This window comes from Pseudomonas mosselii, from assembly GCF_019823065.1.
GTDB lineage: Bacteria > Pseudomonadota > Gammaproteobacteria > Pseudomonadales > Pseudomonadaceae > Aquipseudomonas > Aquipseudomonas mosselii.
Genome location: NZ_CP081966.1, coordinates 2,151,268 through 2,166,260, shown reverse-complemented (window position 1 = coordinate 2,166,260; position 14,993 = coordinate 2,151,268). Strand labels below are relative to the sequence as shown.

At 61.7% G+C, this 14,993-nt stretch carries 20 protein-coding genes and 3 tRNA genes; 13 read left to right on the top strand and 10 right to left on the bottom strand.

Going from position 1 to position 14,993, the window contains the following annotated elements; all coding sequences use genetic code 11:
* Positions 1 to 28: 28 nt before the first annotated feature.
* Positions 29 to 113, top strand: a tRNA-Leu gene (locus K5H97_RS09950).
* A 105-nt stretch (positions 114 to 218) separates the two neighbouring features.
* Positions 219 to 632 carry a DoxX family protein gene (locus K5H97_RS09945; RefSeq protein ID WP_028692439.1) on the top strand — a complete coding sequence of 138 codons (414 nt, stop codon included), beginning with the start codon at positions 219 to 221 and terminating at the stop codon, positions 630 to 632.
* A gap of 17 nt (positions 633 to 649) precedes the next feature.
* On the opposite strand, the gene K5H97_RS09940 is transcribed toward K5H97_RS09945, so the two are convergent.
* Positions 650 to 838, bottom strand: coding sequence for a hypothetical protein (locus tag K5H97_RS09940; protein WP_028692440.1), 189 nt, complete (start codon positions 836 to 838; stop codon positions 650 to 652).
* Between the two features lie 238 nt (positions 839 to 1,076).
* Here K5H97_RS09940 and K5H97_RS09935 point away from each other — a divergent pair, with 238 nt between their 5' ends.
* Positions 1,077 to 1,751, top strand: a complete 675-nt coding sequence (locus K5H97_RS09935) for a polysaccharide lyase family 7 protein (protein WP_028692441.1) — start codon at positions 1,077 to 1,079, stop codon at positions 1,749 to 1,751.
* Between the two features lie 144 nt (positions 1,752 to 1,895).
* Positions 1,896 to 2,324 carry a hypothetical protein gene (locus K5H97_RS09930; protein ID WP_028692442.1) on the top strand — a complete coding sequence of 143 codons (429 nt, stop codon included), beginning with the start codon at positions 1,896 to 1,898 and terminating at the stop codon, positions 2,322 to 2,324.
* 222 nt (positions 2,325 to 2,546) lie between these two features.
* On the opposite strand, the gene K5H97_RS09925 is transcribed toward K5H97_RS09930, so the two are convergent.
* Positions 2,547 to 2,972, bottom strand: a complete 426-nt coding sequence (locus K5H97_RS09925) for an anti-virulence regulator CigR family protein (RefSeq protein ID WP_028692443.1) — start codon at positions 2,970 to 2,972, stop codon at positions 2,547 to 2,549.
* 184 nt (positions 2,973 to 3,156) lie between these two features.
* Between K5H97_RS09925 and K5H97_RS09920 the strand changes: the two genes are divergently transcribed.
* Positions 3,157 to 3,513 (top strand): hypothetical protein, encoded by a 357-nt coding sequence (locus K5H97_RS09920; protein ID WP_028692444.1) that lies wholly within the window; start codon positions 3,157 to 3,159, stop codon positions 3,511 to 3,513.
* 336 nt (positions 3,514 to 3,849) lie between these two features.
* Positions 3,850 to 4,569: an META and DUF4377 domain-containing protein gene (locus K5H97_RS09915; protein WP_230962652.1), complete on the top strand. Its 720-nt coding sequence runs from the start codon at positions 3,850 to 3,852 to the stop codon at positions 4,567 to 4,569.
* A gap of 66 nt (positions 4,570 to 4,635) precedes the next feature.
* On the opposite strand, the gene K5H97_RS09910 is transcribed toward K5H97_RS09915, so the two are convergent.
* On the bottom strand, positions 4,636 to 5,028 hold the full coding sequence (locus tag K5H97_RS09910; protein ID WP_028692446.1) for a nuclear transport factor 2 family protein: 393 nt from the start codon (positions 5,026 to 5,028) through the stop codon (positions 4,636 to 4,638).
* Entirely contained in the window at positions 5,025 to 5,675 is a 651-nt protein-coding gene (locus K5H97_RS09905) for a DsbA family protein (protein WP_028692447.1), read from the bottom strand. The genes K5H97_RS09910 and K5H97_RS09905 overlap by 4 nt, the downstream gene beginning before the upstream one ends.
* Before the next feature lie 111 nt (positions 5,676 to 5,786).
* Between K5H97_RS09905 and K5H97_RS09900 the strand changes: the two genes are divergently transcribed.
* Both K5H97_RS09900 and K5H97_RS09895 read left to right on the top strand, forming a co-directional pair.
* Positions 5,787 to 6,683 carry a LysR family transcriptional regulator gene (locus K5H97_RS09900; RefSeq protein WP_036986662.1) on the top strand — a complete coding sequence of 299 codons (897 nt, stop codon included), beginning with the start codon at positions 5,787 to 5,789 and terminating at the stop codon, positions 6,681 to 6,683.
* Between the two features lie 88 nt (positions 6,684 to 6,771).
* Complete coding sequence (locus tag K5H97_RS09895; RefSeq protein WP_028692449.1) at positions 6,772 to 6,978, top strand: DUF6434 domain-containing protein; 207 nt, start codon at positions 6,772 to 6,774, stop codon at positions 6,976 to 6,978.
* Between the two features lie 69 nt (positions 6,979 to 7,047).
* Here K5H97_RS09895 and K5H97_RS09890 read toward each other — a convergent pair whose 3' ends face one another.
* The 3 genes from K5H97_RS09890 to sohB all read right to left on the bottom strand — a co-directional run bounded on the left by K5H97_RS09890 (position 7,048) and on the right by sohB (position 8,659).
* The gene (locus K5H97_RS09890; protein WP_028692450.1) at positions 7,048 to 7,263 is read right to left on the bottom strand and encodes a hypothetical protein; all 216 of its coding nucleotides are present in this window, start codon (positions 7,261 to 7,263) and stop codon (positions 7,048 to 7,050) included.
* A gap of 161 nt (positions 7,264 to 7,424) precedes the next feature.
* Positions 7,425 to 7,498 (bottom strand) — tRNA-Cys (locus K5H97_RS09885).
* A 144-nt stretch (positions 7,499 to 7,642) separates the two neighbouring features.
* The gene (gene sohB, locus K5H97_RS09880) at positions 7,643 to 8,659 is read right to left on the bottom strand and encodes a protease SohB (RefSeq protein WP_028692451.1); all 1,017 of its coding nucleotides are present in this window, start codon (positions 8,657 to 8,659) and stop codon (positions 7,643 to 7,645) included.
* A gap of 199 nt (positions 8,660 to 8,858) precedes the next feature.
* On the opposite strand from sohB, the gene K5H97_RS09875 reads away from it, so the two are divergent.
* From K5H97_RS09875 to K5H97_RS09860, 4 genes are all read left to right on the top strand, one after another.
* A complete protein-coding gene (locus K5H97_RS09875; RefSeq protein ID WP_028692452.1) occupies positions 8,859 to 9,572 on the top strand; it encodes a histidine phosphatase family protein in 714 nt (237 codons plus the stop codon).
* A 54-nt stretch (positions 9,573 to 9,626) separates the two neighbouring features.
* The gene (locus K5H97_RS09870; RefSeq protein ID WP_028692453.1) at positions 9,627 to 9,944 is read left to right on the top strand and encodes an SCP2 sterol-binding domain-containing protein; all 318 of its coding nucleotides are present in this window, start codon (positions 9,627 to 9,629) and stop codon (positions 9,942 to 9,944) included.
* Between the two features lie 196 nt (positions 9,945 to 10,140).
* A complete protein-coding gene (locus K5H97_RS09865; RefSeq protein WP_028692454.1) occupies positions 10,141 to 11,208 on the top strand; it encodes a phosphotransferase family protein in 1,068 nt (355 codons plus the stop codon).
* Positions 11,209 to 11,235: 27 nt separating this feature from the next.
* Positions 11,236 to 12,003 (top strand): SDR family oxidoreductase, encoded by a 768-nt coding sequence (locus K5H97_RS09860; protein ID WP_028692455.1) that lies wholly within the window; start codon positions 11,236 to 11,238, stop codon positions 12,001 to 12,003.
* 55 nt (positions 12,004 to 12,058) lie between these two features.
* On the opposite strand, the gene K5H97_RS09855 is transcribed toward K5H97_RS09860, so the two are convergent.
* Positions 12,059 to 12,880, bottom strand: a complete 822-nt coding sequence (locus tag K5H97_RS09855; protein WP_028692456.1) for a class I SAM-dependent methyltransferase — start codon at positions 12,878 to 12,880, stop codon at positions 12,059 to 12,061.
* Positions 12,881 to 13,016: 136 nt separating this feature from the next.
* Here K5H97_RS09855 and K5H97_RS09850 point away from each other — a divergent pair, with 136 nt between their 5' ends.
* Complete coding sequence (locus tag K5H97_RS09850) at positions 13,017 to 14,036, top strand: helix-turn-helix domain-containing protein (protein ID WP_051555747.1); 1,020 nt, start codon at positions 13,017 to 13,019, stop codon at positions 14,034 to 14,036.
* A gap of 56 nt (positions 14,037 to 14,092) precedes the next feature.
* Here the strand turns inward: K5H97_RS09850 and K5H97_RS09845 are convergent, their stop codons facing one another.
* Positions 14,093 to 14,662 carry an SPOR domain-containing protein gene (locus K5H97_RS09845; RefSeq protein WP_028692457.1) on the bottom strand — a complete coding sequence of 190 codons (570 nt, stop codon included), beginning with the start codon at positions 14,660 to 14,662 and terminating at the stop codon, positions 14,093 to 14,095.
* Positions 14,663 to 14,817: 155 nt separating this feature from the next.
* Positions 14,818 to 14,894, bottom strand: a tRNA-Val gene (locus K5H97_RS09840).
* Positions 14,895 to 14,993 lie beyond the last annotated feature (99 nt).

Sequence of the window (14,993 nt, the reverse complement as noted above, 5' to 3'; positions counted from 1 at the left end):
GCCGCTATGCAGCGCGCCGGCCTATCGTGCGAGTGTGGTGGAATTGGTATACACAGCAGACTTAAAATCTGTCGGCGTGAGCCTTGCGGGTTCGAGTCCCGCCACTCGCACCATCTTCTGTCGATCAAGGCGCCCTTGCGGCGCCTTTTTCATGCCCGCCGGAAAACCGCCACACAACTGCTAGAGTGGAACTTGTCCCTGTCCACTGGAGCGCCGCCATGCGCTATAGCCTGCTCGACGGTCAACGCGACGTCATCCTGCTGCTCGCTCGCATCCTGCTGATGATCCTGTTCGTGCTCTCCGGCTGGAGCAAACTGAGCGGTTTCGAAGGCACGGTCGGCTACATGACCTCCCTGGGCGCGCCCGCGCCCATGCTGGCGGCGGCCGTCGCCGTGATCATGGAACTGCTGGTCGGCATACTGTTGATCCTGGGCTTCTACACCCGCCCGCTGGCCTTGCTGTTTGCCCTGTTCGTGCTGGGTACCGCGCTGCTCGGGCACCCGTTCTGGAACATGGTCGAGCCCGAGCGCAGCGCCAACATGACCCAGTTCCTGAAGAACCTCGCCATCGTCGGCGGGTTGCTGCTGCTGGCCCTCACCGGCGCCGGGCGCTTCTCCCTCGACCGCCGCTGAGCGTGACGGCGGCGACATCAATCGTCGCAGTCGTCGTGCCAGGCCGGGTGGTCGTCCTCATCGTCGAAGTCGTCGAGTGACTCTTCATCCTCTTCGACTTCATCCAGCGCCCCGTAAGCGTCAGCCTCAGGGTCGTAGTCTTCGTGGAATTCGGGATCGAGCAGGTGATCGTGCTCGGGTTCGGGCAGATCGTCTTCGTCGTGCATTGCAGGCTCCGGTAACAACGGCACGCCTGTATAGGCGCATCGGCGCGGGCGGTCAATGCTCGCGGCACTTAACCTCAGCTTAACCGACAAGGTGCAAGGTACAGGCTCTCCCTTCAAAAACGCACTTCGCCCGCCGCCCTGGCGGGCTTTTTTTGCCCGGACCTCCCTGGCTCACTGAACCCGACGCCTTTCAACTGCTCGCATAGGTGCAGGATCTTTTTATCCAGGAGGTTTCCGTATGGCCGTGAACATCGACACGCTGATCATCACCACACCGCTCGCCAAATCCGCTAGCGACCCTCTGGCCCTAGAGGTCACCGGGGCACAGGCCCTGGCCACCCTGCCACAGGTGGTCAGACGCCTGGACAATGGCGCGGTACGCATGACCGCGCCGACCAAGGGCGCGTCGAGCAAGAGCACACATCGCACTCGCTGCGAGTGGAAGGAAGCCACCTATTGGGCCATGAACAGTGCCAACCGACATTTCAGCCACCAGCGCATGGTGCTCGAGCAGGTCAACTCGGCGCAGAAGGTGGTGATCGCGCAGATGCATGTGAAAGACGACGACAGCCCGGCGATCAAGGTGTTCTGGAACAAGGGCAGGATCACCCTCGGCTTTCGCCGGGACTTCGATCAGGTGACGCCGATCAACAGCACCTTGCTGGCTGGCGTGCCCTTGGGCGCCCTCTTCGACATCAGTATCGAAGTCACTGCCGACGGCTCTGCCAAGGTCATCGCCATCCATGACGGACGCGAAGCAGACTCGGGCACACTGAAGCTGACCTCAAGCTGGTATGGACGCACGTTCAACTTCCATGGCGGGGTGTACAACCAGGTGGACTACAGCGCAGCAACGCCCGCGGAGGATCGCTCGGTGTGCGTCATCAGCCAGTTGGCGCTCGCGCATGCTTGAGCTGGCCGAGTGTTTTTTCATGGCTATTTCTGACGAGTACGGATGATTCGGATGACAGCCGGGTTGCCGTCCTGGGCGCAGCATGGCATTACCTCGTGCCCATGGCTTGCGAGGATGAATTCCCCCCGCAAGTAAGGACTCACGATGCTTCATCGCTATCTGCTGACTGCAGCGCTACTTACGCTGATCACCGGCTGCGCCAGCGGCCTGAATTCCGTCCAGACGGCCGAACTCGATCATTACCGGGCCAACAACCTGGCCGTGGAAGAGAAGAGCCCCGTGGGTGCACTGCTGTTAGGGCTGTTGCCGGGAGGTGGCTCATTCTATGGGCGTGCCTACGGCTACGGCACCGTAAACCTGTTGCTATGGCCTGTCTCGGTACTGTGGGACCCGTTCAGTGGGTACAACGCGGCCGAGTCAATCAATTATCAGGTCACCCGGGCGCATGTGTCAGGCATGAAAAGAAGAGAACTGGATGAGCTCGACAACCAACTGCTGCTGGATATCATCAACCAGAAACAGTACGCCGTGAAACGGCGCAGGATCGATGAAAAATTCAGTAACGGTTACTGACCAAGCCTTCACGAAATTCTGACATCTGCACAGGCAGACTGACCTGGCTTCGATACGTTCTGTTCAACCCGCCTCTTTAGGCGGGTTTTCTTTTTTGGGCGCTCCGATCACGAGAAAGCCACGGCAATTGACAACATTTTCACGTCTGCCGTGCCAAGGTAGTGACTCATCCGTGAAACACTTGGCCCGCCCTCCCCAGCGGGCCTTTTCTTTGCCTGCGCGCTAGTCGAAAGCACCGTTGAGTACTTCGTAGATCACCCCCGTGGCGACTGCCACCAGAATCAGGTCGACACCCGCCTGCATCCATTCGTAACCGTCATAACGCGGCAGTTGGCCCAGCAGCCGGCCATCGAGCTTCTTTGCAATGCCAGGGGGCAGAGGCTTGCCACGCGCCAGGTTCTTCTGGATACCCGGAGGAAGCGCTGGCCCAGGACTCCAGTAGTCACGGTGCCCCCCCAGGATACCGAGCACATCGCCACGGTCGATCACGGGGCCGCCATGACCACCATCGTGCTTGCCCGCCCCCGGGTTGCCATGGTTCTGCTGGGATTTCCCCTTGCCATTCCCCGGGTCGGCGAAGGATATGCAGGGCGCCAGTACCAGTGCGATGGATGTCAATGTGGCAATGACGGTGCGGTATTTGCTCATTGCTGTTTGCCTCTGCAGATTGGGGTCTGTGCAATCCTAGCCCACGACAACGACAAGAAGCTTTCTCATACCCCTACTTGAGCGATCAGGCATATCAACACCACGGCGGATGCGCACTCTCCCGTTGCGACTTGGTAAAGTGGCATACGGCCGGTATTGAAGGACCATAGGTCAAAGGAACGACATGCTGAAACTGCTCACCGACATCGCCTTTCTGTGCGCTGGACTGTTGGTACTGATCGCCCTCTTCTGGGCATGCACCTACGAGCGCAATCGCTGGCGCGCAGCCTTAGAGGCAGACTTCACGGCCAGGCTGGGCAGTTTGGATATCGACGGCTACGAACTGATGGTCGATAAAGTCACGCTACCAACCCCCCATAGAGCTGCCGATGTTTACCGGATCTTCCACGACCTGCAGGGCAACTATTTTCTTTACATCAAGAACGGCTATGCAGCAGGGGCACTCACGCCCTTGGCCAGGGAGCGTGCGCTGCAGGCCGCGAAAATGAGTGGATATCCCTGCAAAGGCCCGCAGGTCTAGAGGGCGCTGGCTTTCCTGCAAAATCCGGCAACACTTGCAGGCCACCCCGTTGATGAAACTCAATGGAATCGATGCTGTCCCATTGCCATCGGTTACTGCCGAGGCCGTCCGATAGCGCTCACAGGCGTGGCAAGGTCCACATCGCGAAGCGATCCTGAAACGGTCTCGATATCCCGGTTTACCGGCGCGCGCATCCCGCCTGTCGAGGATGCCGCCCCCCACTTTTCAAGGCTGAAAGAGCGAACCATGAAACAGAATATTCTCCTCGTTGCCGTCTGCGCCGCCCTGCTCCAGGCGTGCGCTCCGGCTTCCACTTCCCATGAAGGGACGCCTTCCATGCCTGCTACTGCCGCCTCTCCCGCAACCCAGCCCAAACTCTCGGCCTACTACTGGAACTTGGTCGCTGCCAACGATGCGTCGGGCAAGGCCATCGCCGCCATGGCGCCTGGCATCGAGGGCAAGCTGCGCCTGAACTTCGCCGAGCGTAACCTGAACATCAATGGCGGCTGCAACAACCAGTTCGGCGGCTATTCCTACAAGGACGGCGTATTGAAGGTGCAATCACTGGCCTCGACCCTGAAGGCCTGCGATAAGCCCCTGATGGAGTTGGACGCCCAGGTCGGGCGCCTGTTCAAGGGCGACCTGCGCACCACCTTCTCCGACGATGCCGGGGAGCCGGTGCTGCAACTGACCACCCAGGACGGTTCGGTGCTGAAATTCCAGGGTGAAGCCACCCCAGAGACCCGCTATGGCAGCAAGGGCGAGATCAAGTTCCTGGAAGTGGCCGCCAAGACCGTCAAGTGCAGCCACCCGCTGATCCCCAACTACCAGTGCCTGCAAGTGCGCGAGCGTCGCTATGACGACGCCGGCCTGCAACTGGCGACCCAGGACAGCTGGCACCCGCTGTACCAATCCATCGAAGGCTACGAGCACCGCGACGGCGTGCGCACCGTGCTGCGCGTGAAGCAATACGAATGGAAGAACCCGCCGGCCGACGCCTCGTCGCAGGTCTATGTGCTTGACCTGGTGGTCGAGCAGGACGCTTCGGGCAAGTAATTGCCTGTCGGCGCAGGCCGCTCTGCGGCGGCCTGCGCCTTAAGCCAACGGCGACCGTGAAACGGCTCAGGTGAGCGCCGCGTTGACCTGCGCACTGTCGACGTATTGCTCCATGCTGACAATTTTGCCGTTCGTCAAACGGTACAGATGGGCAAAGGTTGCGGTCATCGCTTTCCCGGTCTTGCGATAGGTACCTGAGTAAACGCCAAAGGCGGCAACTCGGTCGTCCTCGGCCACATAGGTATGCACCTTGGCCTGGTAGCCATCCCATTCGGTGGCCAGGCGATGGAACACACCCTCCATGATCGCCTGGGGGCCGACATAGGTACCGGCATAAGGAAAGCCGGCCGCCTCGGTCCAGGTCACGTCCGCAGCCAACGCCGCCAGCAGATTCTGGCCATTCTGTTCGGCTGAGCCTTCGTACGAGGCTCGGATGATGTCCAGGTTGCCCTTGCTCATGATTTTACCCCCGCGTTCAGCTCGCGAATGAAGGCTCGTGGATCTGAAAAGATAGCGCTGGCAGGCAACAACTGCAGGGCATCGTCCGCTTGTTGCAGAACGAATGTCGGTACGCCTTGGCCGCCCACACGACGCAGCAAGGCACGCCCCTGCCCCACACGATCGTCGTTGACCTGCAGCAAGGCCGAATCCGGACGCGTCAGGCGCTCGGCGGCGGTATCCAAGCCCAGGTTTGCCAGGACAGCGGTCAACGTCTCCACTCGAGTCACGTCCAGGCCATCGACATAGCGCGCCGCCTGGATCGCCTTGAGCGCTTCGAACTCGCGCTCAGGCGCTGTCAGGTTCACTGCACTGAGCGCCAGGGTAGATGGGCCGCTGTCGAACGCCTGAAGACGGTCGGCGAGTACATGATCGCGATAGCGTTCACTGAAGACTTGCCCGGTCAGGCGTTCGATACGCTGGTCGTTGCTCCAGGCATAGGCCGCAAAGTCGTCATCCATGACGCGCGCACCGCTGCCGGAAAACAGCCCCGTCGGTACCAAGCGCAACGCAAGGCCAGTGGACTCGAGGACCTGAGGCAGCGGTCCAGCTGCGCCGTAGCACCAGCCGCACAGTGGATCGAAGAGGTAAACCAGAGTCCTGCTCATAGTAGATCGCCTTAAATGGAATGCCTCAAATCCTACCGCGCAGGCATTGACATTTAAATACATACGAAATAAACACACCGTATGCTATAGACATACATTGAGGATCTATCAATGACCGGCGCTTCCAGCCTGAACAGGCTTGCGTACTTCACCGCAGTGGTCGAGACCGGCTCCTTCACCGCCGCTGCCGAACGCCTCGGCATCACCAAGGCCGTGGTCAGTCAGCAGGTAGCGCGGCTGGAAAGCGACTGCCGCACCACACTGCTGGTGCGCAGCACGCGAAATGTCCGCACCACCGAGGCAGGCCAACAGTTCTACCAACGCTGTGCTCTGATCCTCAAAGAGGCGGAAGAGGCTTTCGAAGAATTGTCCGAGGCCGCCAGTGAGCCGACGGGCACCCTACGCCTGACCGCCCCTTTCGATTACGGCATCGGTGTCGTGGTGCCGGCCATCACCGCATTCTCGCAGCGATATCCGCAGTGCAAGGTCGAGGCCCATTTCAGCGACCAAACCCTGGATCTGGGCGCCAACGATCTGGACCTTTCCATTCGCGTTGGCTGGATTACCGAGCAACATCTGCAGGCCCGACGAATCGGCCAGTTTGCGCAACGATTGGTGGCCGCCCCTCAGTGGCAAGCGCGGGTAGGCAAACTGCAGACCCCAGCGGAGCTGGCCGAGTTGCCGATCGTGGCGAACCTGGCGCTGCGAGAACCGACCCGCTGGGTATTTGCCAAGGACACCTCACAGCGCGAAACGGTTGAGATGAGAGCCAGCCTGTCGCTCAACGCCACCTTGGCAGTGCGCGAAGCCACGCTGCTCGGGGCCGGGCTATCGGTCCTTCCGGACTATGTGGCGGAACCTGACCTGCAAGCAGGCCGGCTGATCGAGGTGCTGCCGCAATGGTCGCTACCCCGAGGCGAGATCCATGCAGTCTTTCCAACGGCTCGCTTTCGACCGGTCAAGGTGCGGGCGTTTGTCGAGCTTCTGGCAAGCCGCCTGGCTCAATGAGACGGCTCAGACCATCAGGTGAGCGCACGCCCGCACAGCCGCAGACAGTGCTACGCTCCGAGGATCATGGCCATCCAAGGGAATGAAGATGAGCTTCGACTGGCACGCTGGACCGATCACCCGCACCACCCCGCTGGACAGGCACTACCGGAATACGCAGAAGGTCCGACAGTTCCTGGTTAATGAATGTGGCGAGGCCTTCAAGTTCGACCGCGCCTTCATGGCCTGGATCAAGAGCGCTGCGCCTGCCACCATGGGGGACGTCGCGGATGAGTGGCTGCGCAGACGCGGCTGATCAAGGCGGTTCGCTGTCCAACGTTGGCCGCCCTTGCTACCACCCAAGATCACTACCCAGTAGCTGCCTTCAGGATTGGCCCTTTTTAGCGTGGAACGGCGCGAAGGTCATACCGAAGAACCAGCCGCCAATCATTGCCAGCCAGATCGATTTGTATCCCTCTACGTTGTAGGCGCACCAATAGTTGATCGCCGTAATCACAACGAAAATCGAGAAAAACTGCTTGCGGGAGTACCTGCTCAGGTAACGGGTGGCGGCTGCGTCCAGCTCTTTGAGCTTCTTCATTGCGTTTCATCCTTGAATAACCAGTAGAAGATCACCGCGGATTTACTGGTGGTCACACACTTTCCTTAGTGTCCCACGATTTGTCCCAGATAGTGGGACGACGAATAATTCGCAGGCATTAAAAAACCCCGCAGACCTGCGGTCTGCGGGGTTTCGAATAGTGGAGGCCGAGGTCGGAATCGAACCGGCGTAGACGGATTTGCAATCCGGAGCATAACCACTTTGCTACTCGGCCTCAAAGTCGGAGCCAGCTTTCGCTATCCCCTTGAAACCGCTGGGCTTTTTCAAGTCAGCTGCGTTTCGATGGACGCCATTATGTCGGCATTCGATGGACCTTGCAACCCCCTTGAAGAAAAAAATCTTCAAGGGGTTCAAGGTGTTAGCGCAGACGCCCGAGTTTGCTCCACAAGCCTACCAGGGTGTTCTCCACCGCCCCACTGGCGGCCACGCCGATGCGCTCCTGCAGGCTCTTGCGCTCGGCGAAGCGCAGGTGGAACACATTGGCCTCGCGGGCGCTGCGGCTCAGGTACTCGTCACTGGTGCCCAGCTCATCGACCAACTGGCGATTGAGCGCGGCGATGCCGAGCCAGACCTCGCCGGTCGCCACTTCGTCTATATGAAGCTGCGGACGGTAGCGGGCAACGAAGTCCTTGAACAGCTGGTGGGTAATGTCCAGGTCTTCCTGGAACTTCTCCCGGCCCTTGTCGGTATTCTCGCCGAACACGGTCAGGGTGCGTTTGTACTCACCGGCGGTGAGCACTTCGAAATCGATGTCGTGCTTCTTCAGCAGCCGGTTGACGTTGGGCATCTGCGCCACCACGCCGATCGAGCCCAGCACCGCGAACGGTGCACTGACGATCTTCTCGCCGATGCAGGCCATCATGTAGCCGCCGCTGGCGGCGACTTTGTCGATGCAGATGGTCAGCGGGATGCCGGCCTCGCGGATACGCGCCAGCTGCGAGGAAGCCAGACCGTAGCTGTGCACCATACCGCCGCCGCTCTCCAGACGCAGCACCACCTCGTCACGCGGGGTGGCCAGTGTCAGCAGCGCGGTGATCTCGTTGCGCAGGCTCTCGGTGGCCGAGGCCTTGATGTCACCGTCGAAGTCGAGGACGAACACCCGGCGCTTGTCCTCGGGCTTTTTCTTCTGCTGTTTTTCCGCCTTGGCCTGCTGCTTGCGCAGGGCCTTGAGCTGGGTCTTGTCGAGCAGGCCCGATTCCAGGCGCTCGCGCAGCTCCTTGTAGAACTCGTTGAGACGGGTGACCTGCAACTGCCCGCCCGGCTTGCGCCGCCCTTTGCCACGCAGGCCGGCGATGGCCGACAGCACCACCAGGATGGCGATCACCAGGGTGGCGGTTTTGGCGAGAAAGCTTGCGTATTCGGCAAGAAACTCCACATTGACTCCTTGATAAACCAGCGCCGCAACGGCGCGAACTGGATGCAAGCATACCGGGGCGCCAGAGCCGCTGCCAGCCGGTGAAAATGCTGGCAACACAGTTCAAACGACCTTTTCAAACGCTTGTATGTTTTTTCGTTGACAGCCCGCCTGGGGCAACCTAACCTCGCAACAACCTCCAACCGGGCCGGACTTCAACGTGGGCAATCTCTACCTGATCCGACATGGCCAAGCCTCCTTCGGTGCCGCTGACTACGACGTGCTCTCGCCGGTCGGTGAGCGTCAGAGCCGGGCACTGGGCGAGCACCTCGCTCAGCTGGGCGTGCGCCTGGACCGTTGCCTGGCCGGCACCCTGCGTCGCCAGCAGGACACCGCCCGCCTGGCCCTCGACGCGCTGCAGGCACATGGCGAGGCAGTCCCGACCATTGAGACCGACGCGGCCTTCAACGAGTTCGACGCCGACGGCGTGATCCGTGCCCTGCTCTCTGCCCTGCTGCCCGAAGAGCCCGAGGCCCTGCATGTACTGCGCAATGGCGCCCAGCACCGCGGCGAGTTCCAACGTCTGTTCGCCCTGATGGTGCAGCGCTGGCACGACGGCGAGCATGCCCACGATGAACACCTGGAAACCTGGCAGGCCTTCACCGGCCGGGTCGGCGATGGTCTGCGACGGCTGCTCGACAGCGCCGCCAGCGGCGACAACATCGCCCTGTTCACCTCCGGCGGCACCATCGCTGCCCTGCTTCACCTGGTGAGCGGAATCACGCCGGCTCAGGCGTTCACCCTGAACTGGCAGATCATCAACACGTCGCTCAGCCACCTGAAATTCCGGGGCCGCGACGTCACCCTGGCTTCCTTCAACAGCCAAGCCCATGTGCGGCTGTTGCGGTTGCCGGAGCTCGTCACCTACCGATGAGCCCGGTCTGTTGTGTCCTTGCGGACGCGAATATCACTTAACAAGGAATACACCATGAGCGATGTAGCTAAAGCCGTCGAGGCGATGAAGGCAAAATTCAACCCATCCGCTGCCGCCGGCCTGGACCTGGTGTTCGGCTTCAACATCACCGATGAAGACAAGCACTACGCCCTGCTGGTCAAGGATGGCACCTGCGAGATCCAGGAAGGCGAGAATGCCGACGCCAACTGCACCCTGGTGATGGACAGCGAGACCCTCAAGGGCATCGTCAGCGGTGAAACCGACGGCATGCAAGCCTTCATGGGTGGCAAGCTGCGCGTCGAAGGCGACATGATGCTGTCGATGAAGCTCAGCGAGCTGTTCCCATCCTGATCGGCGCGGCGAATCGCCAATGAAAAACCGAAGCCTGACGGGCTTCGGTTTTTTTTCGCCCGCCGCTAGGCCCATCCATCAGGGCGATTGATCGTCCGGCAACACCCAGGCCAATAAACGTCTGGCACGCTTGTACCAGCTTTGACGGGAAATTAGATTAGCCAATAGTCCTTGCTACCGATCATAAGGAAATCGCATGACGCTCACCGACCAGTCCACCCAGGTACGCCCCGGCGAAGAACTCGACGCGGCCGTCATCGATCCGTACCTGAAGGATCACATTCCCGACCTCGACGGCACGCCGAGCATCAGCCAGTTCCCCGGCGGCGCCTCCAACCTGACCTACCTGGTCAGCTACCCGGATCGTGAATTCGTGCTGCGTCGCCCACCGTTCGGTCACAAGGCCAAGTCGGCCCACGACATGGGCCGTGAGTTTCGCATCCTCAACCAGCTCAACGCCGGCTTCCCCTATTGCCCCAAGGCCTACGTGCACTGCACCAACGAATCGCTGATCGGCGGCGAGTTCTATGTAATGGAACGGGTCAACGGCATCATCCTGCGTTCGGACATCCCTGCCGAACTGGACCTTGATGCTGGCCGCACCGAAGCCTTGTGCAAGAGCTTCATCGATCGCCTGGTCGAGCTGCACCAGGTCGACTACCAGGCCTGCGGCCTGGCTGACCTGGGCAAGCCGGAAGGCTATGTGCAGCGCCAGATCGAAGGCTGGGCCAGCCGCTATGAAAAAGCCCTGACGCCCGACGCGCCGCGCTGGGAGCAGGTGATCGCCTGGCTGCGCGAGAAGATGCCCACCGACCATCCGCGCCCGGGCATCGTGCACAACGACTACCGCTTCGACAACGTCATCCTCGACAGCGCCAATCCGATGCGCATCATCGGCGTGCTGGACTGGGAGATGGCCACCATCGGCGACCCGCTGATGGACCTGGGCAACAGCCTGGCCTACTGGATCGAGGCGGGCGACCCGGCGCCGGTGCAACTGATGCGCCGCCAGCCGAGCAACGCCCCCGGCATGCTCACTCGCCAGCAGTTCGTCGACTATTACGCCGAGCGCGCCGGCATCCGCATCGACAACTTCGACTTCTATTATTGCTACGGCCTGTTCCGCCTGGCCGGCATCGTCCAGCAGATCTACTACCGCTTCTTCCACGGCCAGACCCAGGACAAGCGCTTCGCCCAGTTCATCCACATGAACCGGCTGCTGGAGCAGATGAGCCTGCAACTGATCGGCAAATCCAGCCTGTAACTTCGGCAGACAACAAGGAATATGCGCATGTCCAAGACCCACCTGTTCGACCTCGACGGCAAGATCGCCTTCGTTTCCGGCGCCAGCCGCGGCATCGGCGAAGCCATCGCCCACCTGCTGGCCCAGCAAGGTGCCCATGTGATCGTTTCCAGCCGCAAGCTCGACGGCTGCCAGCAGGTGGCCGAGGCGATCGTCGCCGCCGGCGGCAAGGCCACCGCGATGGCCTGTCACATTGGCGAGATGGAGCAGATCCAGCAGGTGTTCGCCGCCATCCGCGAACAGTTCGGCCGCCTCGACATCCTGGTCAACAACGCCGCCACCAACCCGCAGTTCTGCAACGTCCTGGACACCGACCTGGGGGCGTTCCAGAAGACCGTCGACGTCAATATCCGCGGTTACTTCTTCATGTCGGTGGAAGCCGGCAAGCTGATGCGCGAGCACGGCGGCGGCAGCATTATCAACGTGGCCTCGATCAATGGCGTCTCGCCCGGATTGTTCCAGGGCATCTACTCGGTGACCAAGGCGGCGGTGATCAACATGACCAAGGTCTTCGCCAAGGAGTGCGCGCAGTTCGGCATCCGCTGCAACGCCCTGCTGCCGGGGCTGACCGACACCAAGTTCGCCTCGGCGCTGGTGAAGAACGACAGCATCCGCAACGCCGCGCTGCAGCAGATCCCGCTCAAGCGCGTGGCCGACCCGAGCGAGATGGCAGGCGCGGTGCTGTACCTGGCCAGTGATGCCTCCAGCTATACCACCGGCACCGCGCTCAATGTCGACGGTGGATTCCTGTCCTGATCCGGATTCATGCACGCGCCTAAGGGGTGGTGACGCATGCCATAGGTCCGCGCGCCTACCCCTTCACCGCCTGCAGCGTATAGCTCAGCGGCAACCGCCACGGCGCCTCGTTCAGGCGCCACTCGCCGTCATCGCCCAGCGTCATCTGCCCCGGCAGCGCTTCCCAGGGAATGCTCTGGTGCTCTTCCAGGCCGGTAATGCGCAGGCCATTGTTCAGCAACGCGGTGATCACCTCGCCCAGGCCATGGTTCCACTCATGAGTTTCGGTCTGAGTCAGCGCCTGGTCGGTCTCGACGTAGGTCTCGTCGCTGTGCCACACCGTCGGCGCCTCGCGCTCGAAGTACGGATACTCCAGTTGCAGGCGGTCCTGATGGTCCTCGTTCACGGCCATCAGCATCGGGTGGCCGTCGCGCAGGAACAGCCGCCCGCCCGGCTTGAGCAAAGCCGCCACGGTCTGCGCCCAGCGCTCGATGCACGGCAGCCAGCACAGCGCGCCGATGCCGGTGTAGACCAGGTCGAATGCCTCAGCAGGCAGTACCTGCGCGGCCTGATAGACGTCCGATTCGACATACCCGATGCCCGCACCACAGCGCTCGGCCAGTTGGCGCGCCTGAGCCAGGGAGGCCGCGGAGAAGTCCAGGCCGCAGACCTCGGCGCCCAGGCGCGCCAGCGACAGGGTGTCGGTACCGATATGGCATTGCAGGTGCACGGCGCGCAGGCCGTGGATATCGCCCAGACGCGGCAGGTCGAAACGCACCACCTCGGACAGATGCCCGGGCTCGGCGACGAAGCGCTCGACTTCGTAGTCCCCGGAGGCGGCGTGCAGGGGCGCGCGCTCGTCCCAGCTGGCGCGGTTGAGTTCCAGTGATCGGCTCATTGCGGTGCTTCCCTGTCCTGAGTGAGTCAGGCGCCACGTTAACCGGCCCCGACATGCCCGGCAACCACCCCGTCAACCTCAAGTTGACAGCTCGGGTATACTGCCCCCTTCGTGCCCGCCCAAGGATCCAGCGCCCATGACCGAAAACAGCTTCGCCTTTCGCCTCAAGGAACTGCTCGAACACCACAAGCTAACCCTGCAGGCTGTGGGCACGGCGCTGGGAATCTCGCGCACCGCGGTGCACAAGTGGACCCGCGGCGGCGAGATCGACTACGACAACCTGCGCCGCCTGGCCGACCTGCTCAAGGTCAACTGGATCTGGCTGCGCTACGGCGAGGAGGCCCTTCACAGCGTGCAGCAGGCCGAGGTGGTCGAGCTGCCGATGACCGACGTGCGCCGCCGCTACACCGCCGAGATCATGGAAAGCGAGACGCGCATGAAGCTGGCCCAGGAGGGCGCGCGCATCGTCACCTGGGAATGGAACCTGGTCACCGACGAAGTGACCTACTCGCCCAACGTCGAGGCGGTGTATGGCTGGCCGTTGCGTCGTAACGAGGACTTCTGGGAACACATCCATGTCGATGACGCCCAGCACATGCAGGGCATGTATGCCCAGGCGGTGGCCGACGGCACCGGCTGCGAATGCGATTTTCGCATCACCCGCCCCGACGGCGGCCAGCGCTGGATCGCCTCACGCGCCACGGTATTGCGCGACAGTGTCGGGCGCCCGGTGAAAATGGTCGGCATCAGCATGGACAACACCGAGCGCAAGGTGGCCGAAGAGGAGCTGCGCCAGAGCGAAGCGCGTTTTCGCACCATCTTCGAACTGGCCTGGGGCGCGCTGGCCTACATCGACCCAGATGGCAGCTGGCAGCGGGTCAACGGCAGTTTTTGCGAGCTGCTGGGGTACAGTGAAGACGAACTGTACGGCACGACCTTCCAGCAGATCACCCACCCCGACGACCTGCCGGACAACCTGGCGCTACTGAGGCGCATGCTGGCCGGCGAGATCGACCGTTACGAGGTGCAGAAACGCGTGCGCCACAAGGACGGGCACTTTATCTGGGTGCGGGCGCGCACCTCGCTGGAACGCCGAGCAGATGGGCAACCGCAGCATCTGATCAGCGTGTTCGAGGACATCAGCACTGATCGCTAGCCGTTGAAGCGGTCCGCACCGCAACCTGGGCAATGCCCCCAAGCCACGGTCGACAATCAGCGTTGGACGCCGTGCTGGATGACGATCGAGTCAGTGCCCAGCTTGGCCATCACTTCGGCCTTGCGCGCATCGGCATCGGCCTTGGCCGGGAACGGCCCCATCAGCACCACCGGCTTGCCCTCGCGGTATTCGACCCAGGACGGAATGCCCTTCTCGATCAGGCGCGCGGTCATGTCGGTCAGGGCGCCCATGTTCGGCCCCTGGATCACCTCCACGTCCCAGCCCTCCGGCGCCGGCTGGTCGGCCAGGGCCTCGGCGCGACGCTGCAGGTCGGCGCCCCCGCAGACTTCACGAATGCGCAGGTTGTTGCCGGTCTCGTCGATGAGGATTTCGTATTGCCCATCATGCTTGATCGCCACGTAGCTGCGATACGCTTCGTACTGCCCGGCGTCGTCCTTGCCACGCACCTGGCCGCAGATAGAGCCCTGGGTGTCGAAGCGCACGTTGGCGAACTTGGCCGTCTTGGGGTTGTTCAGGTGTTCGGCCACCTGCTTGTGTACGCCTTCGACCTCGTTGTTACAGCCCGCCAGGGCCAACACCGCCATTACCACCGCCAGTTTGCGCACGCCTGTACCTCCAGATTCGAAGGGGCGGATTCTAACATGAGCGGACAGCTCGGCCGCAGGGATGAGGCGAAGGTGGAAGGTTGCAGCGTATGTCGGCAACGGTGGAACGGCACAAAGCAAAAAGGGCGATCCTTACGGATCGCCCTCTTCAGGTTTGGTAGGCACAATTGGACTCGAACCAACGACCCCCACCATGTCAAGGTGGTGCTCTAACCAACTGAGCTATGTGCCTGTCGTGTGGGGCGCATATTAGTCATCGATCGTGCGTCTGTAAAGCGGTTTTTTCAAAAAAATCAAAAACTTTGCGAATCAGCTTAACGCGACCTCTGCT